Below are 19,176 nucleotides of genomic sequence, written 5' to 3' on the forward strand. Positions count from 1 at the left end.
AACAAGATCGCGGCTACTGGCTGCTGCGCCTGTCCGCCGACTACTACCAGGAGCTGACCAGCAAGCTCAACACACAGTTCCACCCGCTCTGGCTGCTGGAAAACAGCCGTGACGGCGCAGTGATCGAGCGCAGCGGTGTCGCCCACGCCAACCCATCGGCGCTGCACAGCGTGCTGCTGGCCTTCATCGACAACAGTACATGGCAGGTCCGCGGCCTGCACGACCCGGCCTCGGCCCGCGATAAACTGTTGCCGGCCCTGCTGGGCAAGAGCCTGCTGGTGCTGTTCTGCGCCCTGCTGCCGGGCCTGGCGCTGATCAACATGCGCCGCCGCCAGCAGGCCCTGCAGGAAGACCGCCGGCGCTATCAGGATATCTTCGAGAGCACCGGCGTGGCCCTGTGCGTGCTCGACCTGTCGAGCCTGCCCGGCCAGCTCGATCGCTACCACCTGCGCAACCTCGCCGCGCTCAAGCAGAGCCTGGCACTGGAGCCGAGCCTGCGCCGCAACCTGCTGCAGGAACTGAAGATCACCGAGATCAACGAAGTTGCACGCCAGTTGCTCAACGTGACCTGCAACGAGGGCGCCTGGCAGCGGTTGATCGAGGGCAGCGGCGACGGCCGCGAGAGTATAGGCATGCAGTTGCTCGACGCCCTGATCGAACAGCGCGCGCAGTTCGAGTTGGAAGTACGCCTGCCCTCGCCACTGGGAGGCGAGCTGCACCTGTGGCTGATGGCCCGCCTGCCCCAGCAGCGGCGCGACTATCAGGCCGTGATACTCAGCATCAGCGACATCACCAGCCGCAAGCAGGTCGAACTGTCGCTGCTCGAACGTGAAAGCTTCTGGTCGGACGTCGTGCGTACCGTACCCGACCAGCTCTACGTTCAGGACGTGCACAACCGGCGCATGATCTTCAGCAACCGCCACCTGGGGCAAACCCTGGGCTACGACCGCTCGGAGCTTGCGCAGATGGGCGATCACTTCTGGGAGCTGCTGCTGCACCCCGAGGATGCCGAGCACTACCGCAGCCTGCGCCAGCAACAGCGCGACAGCGGTCACAGCCAGTCGCTGCACTGCCAACTGCGCTTCCGCCACCGCGACGGCGGCTGGCGCTGCTACGACATCCGCGAGCAGGTCCTGGCCCGCGATGGCGAAGGCCAGGTCACGCGGATCATCGGCGTGGGCAAGGACGTCACGGTGCAGATCGAGGCCAGCCAGTCGCTGCGTGACAGCGAGCAGCGCTACCGGATGCTCGCCGAAAGCATCAGCGACGTGATCTTCTCCACCGACAACCAGTTGCAGCTCAACTACATCAGCCCCTCGGTGCAGACGGTGCTGGGCTATCCGGTGGACTACATCTTCGACAACGGCTGGCCATCGATCATCGCCAACCCCTCCCAGCTCAGCGGCATGCAGAGCCTCATGGAGCGGGTCAGCAAGGCGCTGGACGACCGCGAGCAACTGCGCCAGTTGCGCAGTCAACTGCCCACCCAGGTATTCCTGTTCGACTGCCTGCGTGCCGACGGTCGCAAGATCCCCATCGAGCTGCGCCTGGTGCTGGTGTGGGACGACCACGAACGCTTCGAAGGCGTGCTTGGGGTGGGGCGCGACATCAGCCAGCAGCGACGCGCCGAGAAAGACCTGCGCATGGCGGCGACGGTATTCGAGCACTCGACCTCGGCGATCCTGATCACCGACCCGGCCGGCTATATCGTCCAGGTCAACGAAGCCTTCAGCCGGGTCAGCGGCTATGCGCCCGATGAAGTACTCGACCAGCGCCCGAACATGCTCACCGTCGAAGGCCAGCAGGACGCGCACCTGGGCTATGTGCTCAAGCAACTGAACCAGCGCGGCACCTGGGAAGGCGAAGTGTGGCTCAAGCGCCGCAGCGGCGAGCACTATCCGGCCTGGGTCGGTATCACCGCGGTGCTCGACGATGAGCGCGACCTGGCCAGCTATGTGTGTTTCTTCACCGACATCAGCGAGCGCAAGGCCAGCGAGCAGCGCATCCACCGCCTGGCGTACTACGACGCCCTCACCCACCTGCCCAACCGCACGCTGTTCCAGGACCGCCTGCACACGGCATTGCAGCAGGCCGAGCGGCACAAGTCGTGGGTGGTGCTGATGTTCCTCGACCTCGACCGTTTCAAGCCGATCAACGACTCCCTCGGCCACGCCGCAGGCGATCGCATGCTCAAGGACATGGCCGAGCGCCTGCTGGCCTGTGTCGATGAAGACGACACCGTGGCGCGCATGGGCGGCGACGAGTTCACCCTGCTGCTGCAGTCGCGTACCAGCCGCGAAATGGCGCTGAACCGCGCCATTCATGTGGCCGAGAACATCCTCGCCAGCCTGGTGCGGCCATTCGTGCTGGAGAATCGCGAGTTCTTCGTCACCGCCAGTATCGGCATCGCCCTCAGCCCGCAGGACGGCAACGAGCTGAGCCAACTGATGAAGAACGCCGACACGGCGATGTACCACGCCAAGGAGCGCGGCAAGAACAACTTCCAGTTCTACCAGGCCGACATGAACGCCAGTGCCCTGGAGCGCCTGGAGCTGGAAAGCGATCTGCGCCACGCCTTGGAGCAGAACGAGTTCATGCTTTACTACCAGCCGCAGTTCAGCGGCGACGGCAAGCGCCTGACCGGCGCCGAAGCGCTGCTGCGCTGGCGCCATCCACGTCGCGGCCTGGTGCCGCCGGGCGACTTTATCCCGGTGATCGAGGAACTGGGCCTGGTGGTCGACGTCGGCGACTGGGTGTTGCGCGAGGCCAGTCGCCAGCTCAAGGCCTGGCACAAGGCCAAGGTGCGGGTGCCCAAGGTGTCGGTGAACATCTCGGCGCGGCAGTTCTCCGACGGCCAGCTGGGGACGCGGATCGCGACCATTCTCGAAGAAACCGGCCTGCCGCCGGCGTGCCTGGAGCTGGAGCTGACCGAAAGTATCCTGATGCGCGAGGTCAACGAGGCCATGCAGATCCTCGACAGCCTGAAGAACCTGGGCCTGAGCATCGCGGTGGACGACTTCGGCACGGGCTATTCGTCGCTCAACTACCTCAAGCAGTTCCCCATCGACGTGCTGAAGATCGACCGCACCTTCGTCGACGGCCTGCCCGAAGGCGAGCAGGATGCGCAGATCGCGCGGGCAATCATCGCCATGGCCCACAGCCTCAACCTGGCGGTGATCGCCGAAGGCGTGGAAACGCATGAACAGCTGGAGTTCCTGCGTGAGCACGGCTGCGACGAAGTCCAGGGCTACCTCTTCGGCCGGCCGATGCCGGCCAACCAGTTCGAGGCGCAGTTCAGCAACGAAACCTTGTTCATGTTCCAGTAAGAAATAACGACCCTGCGCGATCCCTGCTCTGTTCAAAATCCAAAGGCCAGCCCCAATCCCTGTAGGAGCGGGCTTTTCCGGCGAACACGGGCGTAGCCCGTGCCGGGCAGCGCGGTGTCTTTTTCGCGGGCAAGCCCGCTCCTCCAGGGTGGACTGCCCGAAGAAGCTGGACACCAATCCAGCCTCCACCAGACATCGAAAAAACGGACTTCGGAGTCAACTAGCGCCCCGTCTCAGCCCAGTCCCCGCGCGGTCTGCAACATGAAGCCCACTGGTCCGCGACTTGATGCCACTTCATATGCCAGGCCCGACCCAATCGGTTAGAATGCCATCCCAATTCAGCCCCGATCCTTGAGGACCGCCATGTTCAGCCGTGATTTGACCATTGCCAAGTACGACGCCGAGCTCTTCGAAGCCATGCAGCAAGAAGCCCTGCGCCAGGAAGAGCATATCGAGCTGATCGCTTCGGAAAACTACACCAGCCCAGCGGTCATGGAGGCCCAGGGCTCGGTTCTGACCAACAAGTACGCAGAAGGCTACCCAGGCAAGCGCTACTACGGCGGTTGCGAGTACGTCGACGTCGTCGAGCAACTGGCCATCGACCGCGCCAAGGAACTGTTCGGCGCCGACTACGCCAACGTCCAGCCGCACGCCGGCTCCCAGGCCAACGCTGCCGTCTACCTGGCCCTGCTGTCGGCCGGTGACACCATCCTGGGCATGAGCCTGGCCCACGGCGGTCACCTGACCCACGGCGCCAGCGTCAGCTCTTCGGGCAAGCTGTACAACGCCGTTCAGTACGGCATCGACGGCAACGGCCTGATCGACTACGACGAAGTCGAGCGCCTGGCTGTCGAGCACAAGCCGAAGATGATCGTCGCCGGCTTCTCCGCCTACTCGCAAGTCCTGGACTTCGCCCGCTTCCGCGAAATCGCCGACAAGGTCGGTGCCTACCTGTTCGTCGACATGGCCCACGTCGCTGGCCTGGTCGCCGCTGGCGTCTACCCGAACCCGGTTCCATTCGCCGACGTGGTCACCACCACCACCCACAAGACCCTGCGTGGTCCACGTGGCGGCCTGATCCTGGCCCGTGCCAACGCCGACATCGAGAAGAAGCTGAACTCCGCAGTCTTCCCGGGCGCCCAGGGTGGCCCGCTGGAGCACGTCATCGCCGCCAAGGCGATCTGCTTCAAGGAAGCCCTGCAGCCTGAGTTCAAGGCCTACCAGCAGCAGGTAGTGAAGAACGCCCAGGCCATGGCCAGCGTGTTCATCGAGCGTGGTTTCGACGTCGTTTCCGGCGGCACCGAAAACCACCTGTTCCTGCTGTCGCTGATCAAGCAGGAAATCTCGGGCAAGGACGCTGACGCCGCGCTGGGCAAAGCCTTCATCACCGTGAACAAGAACTCGGTCCCGAACGACCCACGTTCGCCGTTCGTCACCTCGGGCCTGCGCTTCGGCACCCCGGCCGTCACCACCCGTGGCTTCAAGGAAGCCGAGTGCCGCGAGCTGGCCGGCTGGATCTGCGACATCCTCGCCGACCTGAACAACGAAGCGGTGATCGACGCCGTGCGTGAGAAGGTCAAGGCCATCTGCAAGAAGCTGCCGGTGTACGGCAACTGATTGGCAATCGCCTGATGTGAAAAAGCCCGGCCTTGTGCCGGGCTTTTTGCTTATGTCTTGCGCACCTGTCAGCCAGCCAACGCGGCAAAATCCTCGCGTATCCGGTCTTGCGGCAGCTCATCACCGATAAACACCATCACGCTTTCGCGCACCTCACCCTCCTTCCACTCGGCATCCCAGTCGAAGCCATACAGTTTGAGCACGCCCTGAAACACCAGCCGACGGTCCTCCCCGGCGATGTTCAACACCCCCTTGTAACGCAGCAATTGCTTGCCATGGTCTTCCAGCAACTGGTTCATGAAGTCGCTGAGGCGGTCGATGTCCAGCGGCTTTTCCGTGCGTAGCACAAGGGTGGAGATACGGTCCGGGGTCGCGGGCTTGAGCACCGGACGCAGGGTCGGCCTCGGGCTCAGCCCCAAGTCCGGGTTGAGGTTGAAACCGCGCACATCGAGCAGCTCAGCCAGGTCGATACGGCCATGCTCGACCACGCGGATCTGTGCGCGGCCATTGATCCGCGCCAAACGCTCGCGCAGCGCGTCGACCACGTCTGCTTCGACCAGGTCGGTCTTGCTCAGCAGCAGGCGATCGGCAAACCCGACCTGGGCCTGGGCGATGGCCTGGGTCAGGTGGAACTCGGCATGCTTGGCGTCTACCAGGGTGATGATGCCGTCGAGGATGTAGCGTTCGCGCAGCTCCTCGTCGATGAAGAAGGTCTGCGCCACCGGCGCCGGGTCGGCGAGGCCGGTGCACTCGATCACCAGGCGATCGAAGGCGATTTCACCGGCATCCTGGCGTTCGAGCAGCAGGTACAGGGCACGGGTAAGGTCGCCATGGATGCTGCAGCACACACAACCGTTGGCCAGGGTCATCACCTGTACCGGTTCGTCGCCCAGCAGTTGGCTGTCGATGCCCGCCTCGCTGAATTCGTTTTCGATCACGGCGATCTTCAGGCCATGCTCGGCCTTGAGCATGTGCTTGAGCAGGGTGGTCTTGCCGGCACCGAGAAAGCCGGTGAGCACGGTGACGGGAATCGGGGTATGCACGCGTTTGCCTCCATTGAAGCCGAAAATGACTGTGGGAGCCCGATTGCGCGGGCTCCCACAGGTTCAAGCAAGTTACAGACTCAACAGCACTTGGGGCCGGCCTTGCCACCGTAACGGGCTTCCTGGCGCTCCTTGAAGAAGTCCTCGTAGCTCATCACCGGCTTGTCCGGATGCTTGTTCTGCATGTGCTCGACATAGGTGTCGTAATCGGGCATGCCGACCATCAGTCGGGCAGCCTGCCCCAGATACTTACCCAGTCGCCCCAGGTCGTTGAACATCGCTGCAATCCTCTCAAGCGTCAGGCAGGGCCTGGAATGGGGTTTCCTTGTCGCTGCGCTCCTTGCGCCCCAAGGCGGCGATACCGACCTTGATGGCGAAGAACAGTACGCTGAACACCACCACCAGGAACAGCACGGTGAGCCCGGCGTTGGTGTAGGCGTTGAAGATCACGTGCTGCATCTGGCCGATGTCCTTGGCCGGTGCCAGGACCTGACCGGCATCCAGCGCGGTGCTGTACTTCTTGGCCAGGGCCAGGAAGCCGACTGCCGGGTTCGGGTCGAACAGCTTGATCAGGCCTGCGGTGGTGGTGCAGATCAGCAGCCACAGCGCTGGCAGCAAGGTGACCCAGATATAGCGCTCGCGCTTCATCTTGATCAATACCACGGTGCCGAGCATCAGCGCGATACCGGCCAGCATCTGGTTGGAGATACCGAACAGCGGCCACAGGGTGTTGATACCGCCCAGCGGGTCGATCACGCCCTGGTACAGCAGGTAGCCCCACAGCGCCACGCAACCGGCGGTGCCGATCAGGTTGGCGGTCCACGACTCGGTGCGCTTGAGCGCTGGCACGAAGCTGCCCAGCAGGTCCTGCAGCATGAAGCGCCCGGCACGGGTACCGGCATCCACGGCAGTCAGGATGAACAGCGCCTCGAACAGGATCGCGAAGTGGTACCAGAAGGCCATGGTGTTCTCACCCGGCAATACCTGGTGGAGGATCTGCGCGATCCCCACCGCCAGCGTCGGTGCACCACCGGCACGCGCCAGGATGGTGTGCTCGCCGATGTCACGGGCGGTGGCCTCGAGCTGCTCGGGGGTGATGGTGAAGCCCCAACTGCTGACGGTCTGCGCCACCGACACGACGTCGGCACCGACCACTGCGGCCGGGCTGTTCATGGCGAAGTACACGCCCGGCTCGATGACCGAGGCGGCGACCATGGCCATGATGGCGACGAACGACTCCATCAGCATGCCGCCGTAGCCGATGTAGCGGGCGTTGGTTTCATTGTCCAGCAGCTTGGGCGTGGTGCCCGAGCTGATCAGGGCATGGAAGCCGGACACTGCGCCGCAGGCGATGGTGATGAACAGGAACGGGAACAGGGTGCCCTTCCACACAGGGCCGGTACCGTCGGTGAACTGGGTCAGGGCCGGCATTTTCAGCTCCGGCGCGATGATCAGGATACCGATGGCCAGGCCGATGATGGTGCCGATCTTGAGGAAGGTCGAGAGATAGTCACGCGGTGCCAGCACCAGCCACACCGGCAGCACGGCGGCGACGAAGCCATAGCCGACCAGCATCCAGGTGATCTGCACGCCGGTAAAGGTGAACGCCGGACCCCACACAGGATCCGCCGCGATCACGCCGCCCAGCCAGATCGATGCCAGCAGCAGCACCACGCCGATCAGCGAAATCTCGCCAATACGGCCCGGGCGGATGAAGCGCATGTAGATGCCCATGAACATGGCGATCGGGATGGTCGCCATCACCGTGAACATGCCCCACGGGCTCTCGGCCAAGGCCTTGACCACGATCAGCGCCAGCACCGCGAGGATGATGATCATGATCAGGAAGCAGCCGAACAGGGCGATGGTGCCCGGAATGCGGCCCATTTCCTCGCGCACCATGTCGCCCAGCGAACGGCCGTTACGGCGGGTGGAGAGGAACAGGACCATGAAGTCCTGCACGGCCCCTGCCAGTACCACGCCGGCAATCAGCCAGAGCGTACCGGGCAGGTAGCCCATCTGCGCGGCGAGCACCGGGCCGACCAGCGGGCCGGCGCCAGCGATGGCGGCGAAATGGTGACCGAAGAGGATGTGCTTGTTGGTCGGGACGTAGTCCAGGCCATCGTTGTTGAGTACCGCCGGGGTGGCCCGGCGCGGATCGAGTTGCATCACCTTGGTGGCGATGAACAGACTGTAGTAGCGGTAGGCGACCAGGTAGATGGCCACAGCCGCGACCACGATCCACAAGGCGTTGATGGCTTCACCGCGACGCAGGGCGACCACACCCAGCGCACAGGCTCCTATGACTGCCAGCGCCAGCCACGGGATGTGACGTAGCAGGCTGTTATTGTTATTCATGGCATGCTTCCAGCTAAGTGGTTGGAATAGACAGCTCACTGAGTCTAGGGCCTGCTCGCCAGCTTTACCATATTGAATTGCACCCTGCCCGCGCCGCCCTAGAGCGGCGCGGGCAGGGTGCGAAAAGCGACCTGATATTTCTGCCAGTTGTGCTGCAGCCCAGACCGCTCGATCATTTCGGCATCGCTGATCGAGGCAGGGATGCCCTAATGAAGAACCGTATCCGGGCCATACAAATCGGCTTGCTTGTGCTGTTGGCAGCAGGGATTCTGGTCGCGCTGCAGGTTCGCAAGGAGCCACTGATCACCCCCGCGCCCCCCCAGCAGGCGGAGCAGCCCAGCGCCCGCCCTGGCACAGGCTGAATCGCATCAGTCGCGGCCAGGCCGCAACGGGCGTGGCTGGTCTATAGTCAGATCAACTGACGAGGATCCGCCATGACCCATCCTTCCGGAACTGACGAGCGCAGGCGTTTCCAGCGCATCGACTTCGACGCCCCCACCGAACTGTGCCAAGGCGAGCAGCGCTGGCCGGTGAAACTGCTCGACCTGTCGCTCAAGGGCCTGCTGGTCGAGCGGCCGGAGCCCTGGGACGCCGACCTGACCCAGGATTTCGATGCGCTCATCCACCTCGACAAAGAGGTCAAGGTCCGCATGCAGGTGGAACTGCGCCACGAAGAACCCACTCGCCTGGGTTTCGTCTGCCTCTATATCGACGTCGATTCGATGACCCATCTGCACCGTCTTGTGGAACTGAACCTGGCCGACAGCACCGAAATGATGCGCGAGCTGCGCGAACTTATCGAAGATTGAAATCTTTTAGCCTGCTAAGAAAATGACCCACCCCTATTTCCTGCCCATCTAGACAGCTTTTCACAGGCTGCCAAGCTTTTTGTACACACCCTTCTAAACCGCCCTCCCCATATTGGAACGCTATCTGCATTGCGGTCAGGAACACCGTCCTGCCGGGTCTGCGGCTGCCCAGATCAAAATATTGTATACAATTGATCTAGCAATATTCTGTCGGAGCTGTCTACAGTATCGGCACAACAATAAACAGAGAGCCTGCTCCAATGACTACGTCCACCAGCACGTCTCCTGCCAAGCGTCCCGAGGACGAAAACCTCGGGCTTGGTGCCAACCTGGCTTATGGCCTGCAGCATGTCCTGACCATGTACGGAGGGATCGTCGCCGTGCCACTGATCCTGGGTCAGGCCGCCGGCCTGGCCCCGGCGGAGATCGGCCTGCTGATTGCCGCTTCGTTGTTTGCTGGCGGACTGGCCACCTTGTTGCAAACCCTCGGGCTACCCTTCTTCGGCTGCCAGTTGCCACTGGTACAGGGCGTGTCGTTCGCTGGCGTGGCCACCATGGGGGCGATTCTCGGCAGCCAGGGCGGCGGAGGCCTGCCGGCGGTGCTGGGCGCAGTCATGGCGGCATCGCTGATCGGCTTTCTGATCACTCCGGTGTTCTCGCGAATCACCAAGTTCTTCCCGCCGCTGGTCACCGGCATCGTCATCACCACCATCGGCCTGACCCTGATGCCGGTGGCCGCACGCTGGGTGATGGGCGGCAACAGCGCTTCGCCGGAGTTCGGCAGCATGGCCAACATCGGCCTGGCGGCGCTGACCTTCGCCATCGTCCTGCTGCTGAGCAAGCTGGGCAGCGCCAGCATCTCGCGCCTGTCGATCCTCCTGGCCATGGTCGCCGGCACCCTGATCGCCTGGGCACTGGGCATGGCCGATTTCAGCAAGGTCGGCGAAGGCCCGATGTTCGCCTTCCCCACGCCATTCCACTTCGGCATGCCGACGTTCCACATCGCGGCGATCCTGTCGATGTGCATCGTGATCATGGTGACCTTGGTGGAGACCTCGGCGGATATCCTCGCGGTCGGTGAGATCATCGACACCAAGGTCGACTCCAAGCGCCTGGGCGACGGCCTGCGCGCCGACATGGCGTCGAGCATCCTGGCGCCGATCTTCGGCTCCTTCACCCAGAGCGCGTTCGCCCAGAACGTCGGCCTGGTGGCCGTGACCGGGGTGAAGAGTCGCTACGTGGTCGCCACCGGCGGGGTGATCCTGGTGGTGCTCGGGCTGCTGCCGATCATGGGCCGGATCATTGCCGCAGTCCCCACCCCGGTGCTGGGCGGTGCAGGCATCGTGCTGTTCGGCACCGTGGCGGCGAGCGGCATCCGCACCCTGTCGAAGGTGAACTACAAGAACAACGTCAACCTGATCATCGTGGCCGCATCGCTGGGCTTCGGCATGATCCCCATCGCCGCTCCGAACTTCTACCACCAGTTCCCCAGCTGGTTCGAAACCATCTTCCACTCGGGCATCAGCTCGGCGGCGATCATGGCGATCCTGCTGAACCTGATCTTCAACCACTTCACCGCCGGCAACTCGGACCAGCAGTCGGTATTCGCCGCCGGGTACGAGCGCACCATCCAGTATTCGGACATCTCGGTGCTGCGCGATGGCGACTACTTCAAGGATGGCAAGCTGTTCGATGCCGATGGCAACGAAGTGCCGGTGATGGACATCGATGAACACGGCGAACAGGTGCTCAGACGCAAGGCGGTGGCGGAGCACTGACAGGATGCAAAGCCCGTAGAAGCGGTGCAGCCATCAAGCGACACCGCCTTCAACCGCGCGCCACGAAGTACCCGTTCAATACCTCCACATCCTTGGCATCCAATACCCCCGCCAAGTAGCGCAACTGCACCCAGGCCCGCAGGTACTCATGCCGGGCCTGGGCCAGATCACGCCGCGCCCCGTACAGCTGCTGCTCGGCATCGAGCACATCGAGGTTGACCCGCTCTCCCCCCTGCACGCTGCGCCGAGTCGCCTCGACCAACGCACTGGCCGCATTCACCGCCATCTCGTAGGCGCGGATCTTCGCGGTGCTGCTCGCGCACAAGTTGAACTGGCGACGCAACTGATTGAGCGTGTCGCTGACCTGCGCATCGACCTGGAACTGCAAGCCATCGCGCTCGGCCTGCGCCTGGCGCACCCGCGCCGACACACCACCACCGGCAAACAACGGCACGCTCAGTTGGATGCCGACGCTGTCGGTGTCGTAGCGCTGGTTGTAGGTACTCTCCGAGCTCGAACTGGAAATCCCCTTGCTGACGTAGGCACTCAGGCTCGGCAGGTGCCCGGCACGTTGACGCTCCACCCCTTGGGCTGCGACGTCCAGCGCATGCCGCTGGCTGGCCAGCTCGGCGTTATGCGCCAAGGCCAGGTCGCGCCAGGGCTCGAAACGCGCTGGCACCAGCGGCTGCACCGAGCGCGACGGCAACATCGGCGCAAGGTCTTCGGCGCCGACCGCCTCACCGGTGATCGCCTGCAAGCTGCGCAAGGCCGCGTCGAGATTGTCGCCGGCCTCGATCTCCTGAGCCTGGGCCAATTCGTAGCGGGCGCGCGTCTCCAGCACATCGGTGCGGGTGCCTTCGCCATTCCTGAGCAAGCGCTCGTTGAGCTGCAGTTGCTCGGCAAAGGTACGCCGCTGGGCCTGGGCCAGGGCGATCTGCTCGTCGGCGAACAGCGCTTCGCTGTAGGCGGAGAACACCCTCACCATCAGTTCCTGGCTGCGACCGCGCAGGCGCTCGTTGGCCATCGCGGCCTGGGCCACGCCACGGCGATAGTCGCTCCACACTGCGTAGTCGAACAACGGCTGCTGCAGAGTCAGGGTCGAGGTGTAGCTGCGGTAGTCACGCTGGCTGGTCACGTCACCGAACTGACTGCGCTGGGTCACCTCCGAGTCGTTGCGTGCACGGTTGTAGCGATAGGAGAGATTCGGCAACAGCCCGGCGCGGCCGATGGCGAGGTTCTCGACGCCGGCATCGCGCTCGGCGATGGCCGCGTGCAAGGTCGGATCATTACGCAGGGCCAGGGCGTAGGCATCGCTCAAGTCCAGGGCATGCGCTGGCAAAACCAGGCCCAACAACAGGATGGGCAACAACAGGCGCATCGGCTCACTCCTCGCTCAGGGCGATGTGCACCCGGTCGGCCAGCGGCTTGAACAGGTAGCTCAGCAGCGATCGCTCACCACTGCGCACGAAAGCTTCCACCGGCATACCGGGGCGAATGTCCAGCCCAGCAAGCTGCCGCGCGCCATCCTCGCTGACCTTGATGCGCACCTGGTAATACGGCTGCTGGGTCTTTTCATCGAGCAGGCGATCCGCCGAGACCAGGCTCACCTCCCCCGCCACCCGTGGCGTGGTGCTCTGGTTGAAAGCGACGAACAGCAATTCCACCGGCAAGCCCGGTCGCAAGCGATCGACCAGCTCCACTGGCGCCCGAGCATCGACCAGCAACGGCGCATCGCTAGGGACGATTTCCATCAACTGCTGACCGCGCGCGATCACCCCGCCGTTGGTGAACACACTCAAGCCCACCACGGTACCGGCGACCGGCGCGCGCACCTGGGTGTGGGCCAGGTCGAACTCGGCGCTGCGCAGGCGATTGCCCAGGTCCTCGGCGCTGGCCTGGGACTCGCTCAACTGCTGGCGTACCTCGTTCTGGAACTCCTGGCGACGCTGGCTGGCACGCAGCTTCAACTCCTGTACCTGGCGCCGGGTGCGGCCGATGTTGCCGAGGTCTTCGGCAATCGAGCCATTGACCTGCGCCAGCAGGCGCTCGCTGTCGAGCAGGCGGTTACGCGGGATGTAGCCGTCACGGGCCAACTCGCGCAGGCCGCGCAACTGCTCGTCGAGCGCCTCGCGCTGGGCCTGCTTGCTGCTCATCGAACCTTGCAGGCCGCTGAGCGACGCTTCGGCACCGGCGATGCTTTCGTTCAAGCCCGCCAGTTCCAGGCTCAGCGCCTGGGCCCGGCTGGTGCGCAGTTGTCTTTGCGTTTCCAGCGCAGTCGCCACCCAGGGGGTGGCGGCTTCGGCGAGCAGATCGGCCGGAAAGGTCACGCTCTGCGCCGAATCGCGCTCAGCCAGCAGCCGCGCCTCCATGGCCCGCGCATTCACGTACTGCACCCGCAACGAACCCTGCTGGGCCTGGGCTTGGGTCGGGTCGAGGCTGAGCAGCACCTGGCCTGCCTGCACCTGATCGCCGTCGCGCACCGAAAGCTGACCAATCACCCCGCCCGTGGGGTGCTGCACCGCCTGCCGACTGCCGGCCACCACCACGTTGCCACTGACCGGCACGCCCTTGTCCAACGGCGCCAGCGCCGCCCATGACAGGAAGCCACCAAAACCGGCCAGCACCAGCCAGCGTCCGGCCTTCGCCGGGCCGCGGGCGTCGTCACGCAGGGGGTGGATATTGCCCGTCGCAGCAGGGCCGGGCGCGGGGGGAAACAACGGGTGCACACTCATGTTCACGATCTCTGACCACCCTGGTTGAAGCTGTAAGTCACGCCGGTACGCACCGCGGCAGGTGGCGGGGCGCTGGGGGGCGCAGGCCGGGTGGCGGCTTGCAGCACCCGCGTGGTTGGGCCGAACTGCTGCATCACTCCGCCGTGCAGCACCAACAGCTTGTCCAGCCCCAGCAGCAGGCTCGACTTGTGGCTGATCATCACCAGTGTCCGCCCCCGCGCCTTGAGCTCGGCGAGCGCTGCCAGCAAGGCGCGCTCGCCAGCTTCGTCGAGGTTGGCGTTGGGTTCGTCGAGCACCACCAGCGCCGGCAGCCGGTACAGTGCCCGGGCCAGGCCGATGCGCTGACGCTGCCCACCAGACAGCCCCGCGCCGCCCTCGCCCAATTGCGTGTCATAACCCTGCGGCAGTTGCAGGATCAGCTCGTGTACCCCGGCCAACTGCGCGGCCGCGACCACTTCCGAGGCGTCCACCGCACCAAGCCGGGCGATGTTGTCGGCAATGCTGCCAGCGAACAGTTGCACGTCTTGCGGCAGGTAGCCGATGTGCGCGCCCAACGCCTCAGGCTGCCACTGCGCCAATGCAGCGCCGTCCAGGCAGACCTTGCCCGACTCCGGATTGGCAGCGCCTACCAGCAAGCGGGCCAAGGTCGATTTGCCGGAGCCGGAAGCGCCAATCAGCCCCAGCGACTCACCGGCGGCCAGCTCGAACCCGATGCCGCTCAGACAAGGACGCTGCCCACCTGGCACCCGCGCATTCAACTGCTCGACCCGCAACCGCCCCTGTGGCGCTGGCAGCGGCATCCCGCTGGGCAGAGGCGGATAACGGCGCAGCAGCAACCCAAGCCGCTCGGCACTCTGGCGCGCCGAACCCCATTGGCGCCATACACCGATCAACTGATCGATCGGCGCCAGCACCCGGGCCATGAGGATGGAGCCGGCAATCATCATCCCCGGGCTGATCAGGTGCTCCAGCGCCAGCCACGCCCCCAGCCCCAGCACCAGCGACTGCAACGCCAGGCGCACGCTCTTGGACACCGCAGTGATTGCCGCGCTGCGCTCGCTGCCCAGGTTCTGCCGGGCCAGAAAGCCATGGTGCAGCAGGCTCCAGCGCTGGCGCACAGCGCCGAGCATGCCCATGGCGGCGATCGCCTCGGCATTGCCCAGGTTGCCCGAAGCCTGCTGCATCGCCTGCTGCGACAACCGCCCGGCTTCGATGAACTCGCCTTGGGTCAGGCGCTCGTTGAGCCAGGCCAGTCCGGCCAGCAGCAGCGCGCCAACCACTGCCAGCAAGCCCAGCCATGGGCTGAACAGAAAGATCACCAGCAGATACAGCGGAAACCAAGGGGCATCGAAGAACGCGAACAGCGCTTGCCCGGTGGCGAACTGGCGCAACTGGGTCAGGTCGCCCAGGGCCTGCTGGGCACTGCCCTTGTGGCCGTCGAGGCTGGCCTGGAACGCGGCGTCGAACACCCTCGGGTTGAGCTGCAGGTCCATGCGCGTACCCAGGCGAATCACCACCAGGCTGCGCAGCCACTCCAGCACACCCAGAAACGCAAACAGGCCCAGCACCATCAGGCTGAGCATCAGCAAGGTCATCTCGTTGCCCGACGACAGCACCCGGTCGTAGACCTGCAGCATGTACAGCGCCGGCGCCAGCATCAGCACGTTGGCCACGGCGGTGAACAGGGCGATGTTGCCCAGCCCGCCACGGCAGGACTTGAGGGTCTGCCACAGTTCATCGGCAGCGGCGTTGCGCGGTGTACTCATCGATGACCTCGAAGGACGAGGCGGCGCCGCCATTGACCCGGCAGCCGCCACCTCGCAGAATTTCGCAGCACCCCGGCCCGGGCCCGACAAGACATGGGCCAGGGTGCAGGCAACACGGCCAATGACAGAGCGATCTGCCATTGGCCTTTTTCATGCCCGGCCTCAGGCCGCCAGGGCCAGGTCCTCAGGCAACGTCTGAACACCCACTGCCTCGGCTGCAGCGAAGCTCGACGCCCCGCCACCGAGTGCCGCGGCGATGGCGTCGAAGGTGCTGTCGGTCGACACGCCGTAGCTGGCCAGCAGGGTGTCCAGTACGCCTTCCAGCGCCGAGGTGTTGCCCTGCATCAGGCCGTAGATCACGCTCTGTACTTCGTTGCCGGCACGGCCAGCGCCCAGCGCGGCATCCAGGTCCAGGCCGTTGAAGCTGACCACGTAGTTGCTCAGGCTGAAGTCGCTGCCACCGCCACCGCCGAGGACCTCGCCGAGGCTGACGTTGTCCAGCGAACCCCACAGGTAGTGGTTCTGGTTGTCGCCCGGCGCCTTGAGCGGATCGAAGACGTAGTGCAGGCCGTTGGCGGTGTCGGAATCGGCGATGAAGGCGTAGTCCGAACCATTGGCGCCATGGGTGGCGTACTGGTCGCCATCACGGCTGCCATTGCTGAAGCCGCCGGTGTTGCTGTAGCCGTGACCGGCGGTGACGAAACCTGCGCTCCAGAAGGCCAGGTAGTCGTCGACGGTGGCGCTGCCGAACGCTGGATCGTAGGTGACGGAAATAGTCATGACGGTTCCTCTGTGCTGCTTGGTTGAGACGAAGGCGTCTTGCCCTCGTGTTGCCCGGAGTGGGCGAACCCAGGTGTTTCAGAATCGGTATTCGAGCATGCCGCTCAAGGTCCGGCCGCGGGCCAGGGACAGGTTGTTGACGTCGCCCATGGCCACGAAATAGGCCTCGTCGGTGGCGTTCTCCAACGACAGCGCCAGGTTCAGGCTGGGGGTCATCCAATAGCTGGCGTACAGGTCATAGACTTTGTATTTGGGCCACATGGCCTGGTCGATCTGGCTGTAGCCGTGGGTGTCGAGGTTCTTGCCGTTGCCTTCGCTGTAGCGCAGGCGCATGCCGACATCCAGGGTCTTGTCGAGAAAGCGCATGCCCAGGGTCAGCGAGCCGCGGTCGGCCGGCATGTAGGACGCGTTGCCCATGATGTCGCCGCAGCTGACGCGGTTGTTTTCCGTGGCATTGGCCTCGGCCCGCGAGACCCGTACCGGCAGCATGATGATGCGGCTGCCGACCCGCACCGGGCGCAGCACGGTTCCGGCGCTGACCAGCTGTTGGGCGCCGCCCAGGTAGAACTGGTCGGAGCAGAAGTCGTTGCTGCCGATCATGTGGGTGTAGCTGAGCTGGCCGTAGTAGTCACCGGCGTCATAGTCGAGGCTGTATTCCACACCACGAAACTGCGTGGTCTCGAGGTTGTTCTGGTACACCGAGCGGCCCAGGGCGATGCCCGATACGCTGGAGCCAGGCAGGCTGGCGTTGGTGTCGAGAAACGAGAAGTTGTCGATGCGCGTATCGAAGTAGGCGATCTTGGCTGCGAAGCGGTCGCCACTGCGCAGCAGCGACTCCTTGAAGATGTTCAGCCCCAACTCCCAGTTGTGCGACTCCTCAGCCTTGAGGAAGGGGTTCGGGTAGACCATCTCGTTACCACCGCCATGCGGGCGGCCGCTCATGTACGCCTCGGTCACCGCCGGCGGACGCCAGCCACGGCCCCAGCGGGTGTAGACCTGCAGCCAGTCCAGGCCCGGTTTCACGGCGACGCCGAAGGTCGGCGAGAAACGGCCTTCTTCGCGGTCTTCCTCGAACAACAGGTCGGTGCGTTGACGGCGCAGGTTGGTCTCGGTGACGCCCTCGGGGTACATCCAGGTGGTGACCCCGGTCTTGCCGGTCAGGCGATAGCGGTCATAGCGCAGGCCGGCATCGACCACCAGCCAGTCGTCATGCTCGTAGCTGAGGTTGCCGAACAGGCTGGCCATGACCCGCTTGCCCTTGGGGTTGGCGCCCTGCACGTAAGGCAGCGACTCGGTTTCGTTGACCGCGGCGATGCGGTTGGTGCTGGGGCGGAAGGTGTCCTGGAACGCCTCGCTGCCGTAGTTGAAGGTCAGGCTGTCGGCCTGGAACAGGTGCCAGCGCGAGGTGTTCTGCAGTTGCAGACCCCAGGTGTCGGTCTGGTAGCGGTCGGTGTAGTCCTCGACGCGGTTGCCGCTGTTCTCGGACGAAGCGTTGTTGGCGTTCCAGCGATCCTGGCGGGTGGTGACGTAGTAGAGCTTGGCCTTGAAGTCGATCAGCTCGTTGGGGTTGAAGCTGTAGTCCAGGGCCGCGTTCCTGGCGTTGATGTCGTTGGTGCCGGTGACGCGGTAGTAGTAGTCATGGCTGCCGGAATCCTTGACGGTCCAGGCGTCCTTGCTGTCGGTGTCGGTCTCGAAGTAGCTGAACTGCAGGCGTTGCTCGTCGGGCAGGTTCAGGCCGAGCTTGAAGATCTGCGAGCGGGTCACGCTGTCCATCCCGCCGACCTCGCCGTTGAGCCAGCTCTTCCAGGCCTGGCGGTCTTCGAGCTTGCCGCGCATCTGGGTGCCGAGGTTGCCGGCGTTTTGCGTGCCGCTGCGGTAATCGCCGAAATGCCGCTCACTGTGGCCGACCAGAATGTCGCCGACTTCATTGCCCACGGCGAACAGCGCGCTGCCATTGAAGTAGGTGCCGTTGCCCAGCGCGCCGATGCCATGCCCGGCGCGCAGGCGACCGCCGACCTCCTTGCCCGGCGCGAGCAAGTCGCGGGCATCGATGGTGCCGAAGCTGGCGATCCCGCCGATCACCCCGGCGCCGCCCATCCCAGCGGAGGTGCCTTTGTCGATCTCGACGTTCTGCACGAACTCGGGGTCGATGAACATCACGCCGTTGCGCTGCTGATGGCCATTGACGCTGAAGTTCTGGCGCATGCCATCGATGTTCATGTTGACCCGGCCGTAGTCCTGCACGCCGCGGATGTTCACCGACAGCCCGGGGTCGCGCTGGTTGACCGCGGTGTACACGCCGGCGGTCTGCTCGAGCATGTCGGCGGCGTGGCGCGGAGGGCGCTGGTCGATCTGCTTGCGGGTGACGACGCTGACCGAGCGCGGGGTCATGTAGACCCAGTCGCCGTCACGGGTGGACTCGACGTGGGTCGCACCCAATTCCAGCGCCTGGTCGCCCGATTCCACCCGCTCCAGCCCCACTTGGCCAGCTGCGCTGAAGCGATAGCGTACCGGCGTGCCTTGCAGCAGTTGGCGCAGGCCATCTTCGGCGGCATGCGCGCCCTGCAGGCCTGCACTGTTCAGCCCGGCCAGCTTGCGGCTGTCGAAGAACACCTGCACACCCGACTGTTCGGCGTAGGCCAGCACGGCGCTGTCGAGCGCCTGGGCCGGGATGTCGAACTGGATCAGTTGGCGGCTGGCGGCGTTGGCCGCTGGCGCGGCGTGGGACATGCCGATCCCCATCGGCAAGGCACAGGCGCCCAGGACCAGGCTGCTGGCCAGGGCGAGGCGACCGAAAGGTCGAAGGGTCTGTTGTCGTGGCGTGGTCACTGCGAAGGCTCGTCTGTTGTTGGCGTTTTCTAGTAATGAAAATCAATCTCAACAATCAGACGCGCAGGGGTGGAAAAGTCAGTAAGGGAAAATGAAAAAAGATTTTGCGAGGGGGTTGGAAGGGGCTGAGATCACCGG

The 19,176-nt window shown here is 64.5% G+C and carries 11 protein-coding genes and 1 pseudogene; 4 read left to right on the top strand and 8 right to left on the bottom strand.

Features of this window, described 5'->3' with window-relative positions; all coding sequences use genetic code 11:
* Positions 1 to 341: 341 nt before the first annotated feature.
* Both AC2CGW_RS05330 and glyA read left to right on the top strand, forming a co-directional pair.
* Positions 342 to 3,326: pseudogene (locus AC2CGW_RS05330) on the top strand (sensor domain-containing protein); the annotation flags it as partial.
* A gap of 363 nt (positions 3,327 to 3,689) precedes the next feature.
* Entirely contained in the window at positions 3,690 to 4,943 is a 1,254-nt protein-coding gene (gene glyA, locus AC2CGW_RS05335) for a serine hydroxymethyltransferase (protein WP_054894053.1), read from the top strand.
* Between the two features lie 68 nt (positions 4,944 to 5,011).
* Here the strand turns inward: glyA and yjiA are convergent, their stop codons facing one another.
* The 3 genes from yjiA to AC2CGW_RS05350 form a co-directional block, all read right to left on the bottom strand.
* On the bottom strand, positions 5,012 to 5,986 hold the full coding sequence (yjiA, locus tag AC2CGW_RS05340; RefSeq protein ID WP_484573633.1) for a GTPase: 975 nt from the start codon (positions 5,984 to 5,986) through the stop codon (positions 5,012 to 5,014).
* Positions 5,987 to 6,066: 80 nt separating this feature from the next.
* Positions 6,067 to 6,264 (bottom strand): YbdD/YjiX family protein, encoded by a 198-nt coding sequence (locus AC2CGW_RS05345; RefSeq protein WP_054894051.1) that lies wholly within the window; start codon positions 6,262 to 6,264, stop codon positions 6,067 to 6,069.
* A 13-nt stretch (positions 6,265 to 6,277) separates the two neighbouring features.
* Entirely contained in the window at positions 6,278 to 8,344 is a 2,067-nt protein-coding gene (locus AC2CGW_RS05350; protein ID WP_065864062.1) for a carbon starvation CstA family protein, read from the bottom strand.
* Positions 8,345 to 8,778: 434 nt separating this feature from the next.
* Between AC2CGW_RS05350 and AC2CGW_RS05355 the strand changes: the two genes are divergently transcribed.
* Positions 8,779 to 9,153 carry a PilZ domain-containing protein gene (locus AC2CGW_RS05355; protein ID WP_186710400.1) on the top strand — a complete coding sequence of 125 codons (375 nt, stop codon included), beginning with the start codon at positions 8,779 to 8,781 and terminating at the stop codon, positions 9,151 to 9,153.
* Between the two features lie 260 nt (positions 9,154 to 9,413).
* A complete protein-coding gene (locus AC2CGW_RS05360) occupies positions 9,414 to 10,931 on the top strand; it encodes a nucleobase:cation symporter-2 family protein (protein ID WP_186668378.1) in 1,518 nt (505 codons plus the stop codon).
* Between the two features lie 49 nt (positions 10,932 to 10,980).
* Here AC2CGW_RS05360 and AC2CGW_RS05365 read toward each other — a convergent pair whose 3' ends face one another.
* From AC2CGW_RS05365 to AC2CGW_RS05385, 5 genes are all read right to left on the bottom strand, one after another.
* Positions 10,981 to 12,309 (bottom strand): TolC family outer membrane protein, encoded by a 1,329-nt coding sequence (locus tag AC2CGW_RS05365; protein ID WP_484573634.1) that lies wholly within the window; start codon positions 12,307 to 12,309, stop codon positions 10,981 to 10,983.
* A 4-nt stretch (positions 12,310 to 12,313) separates the two neighbouring features.
* Positions 12,314 to 13,663: an HlyD family type I secretion periplasmic adaptor subunit gene (locus AC2CGW_RS05370; protein ID WP_484573635.1), complete on the bottom strand. Its 1,350-nt coding sequence runs from the start codon at positions 13,661 to 13,663 to the stop codon at positions 12,314 to 12,316.
* 2 nt (positions 13,664 to 13,665) lie between these two features.
* A complete protein-coding gene (locus tag AC2CGW_RS05375; protein ID WP_186710386.1) occupies positions 13,666 to 15,429 on the bottom strand; it encodes a type I secretion system permease/ATPase in 1,764 nt (587 codons plus the stop codon).
* 162 nt (positions 15,430 to 15,591) lie between these two features.
* Positions 15,592 to 16,209, bottom strand: a complete 618-nt coding sequence (locus tag AC2CGW_RS05380; RefSeq protein ID WP_484573636.1) for a heme acquisition protein HasA — start codon at positions 16,207 to 16,209, stop codon at positions 15,592 to 15,594.
* 78 nt (positions 16,210 to 16,287) lie between these two features.
* On the bottom strand, positions 16,288 to 18,951 hold the full coding sequence (locus AC2CGW_RS05385) for a TonB-dependent receptor (protein WP_484573691.1): 2,664 nt from the start codon (positions 18,949 to 18,951) through the stop codon (positions 16,288 to 16,290).
* Between the last annotated feature and the right edge of the window lie 225 nt (positions 18,952 to 19,176).

It is taken from the genome of Pseudomonas sp. SYWMCR5, from assembly GCF_057197165.1.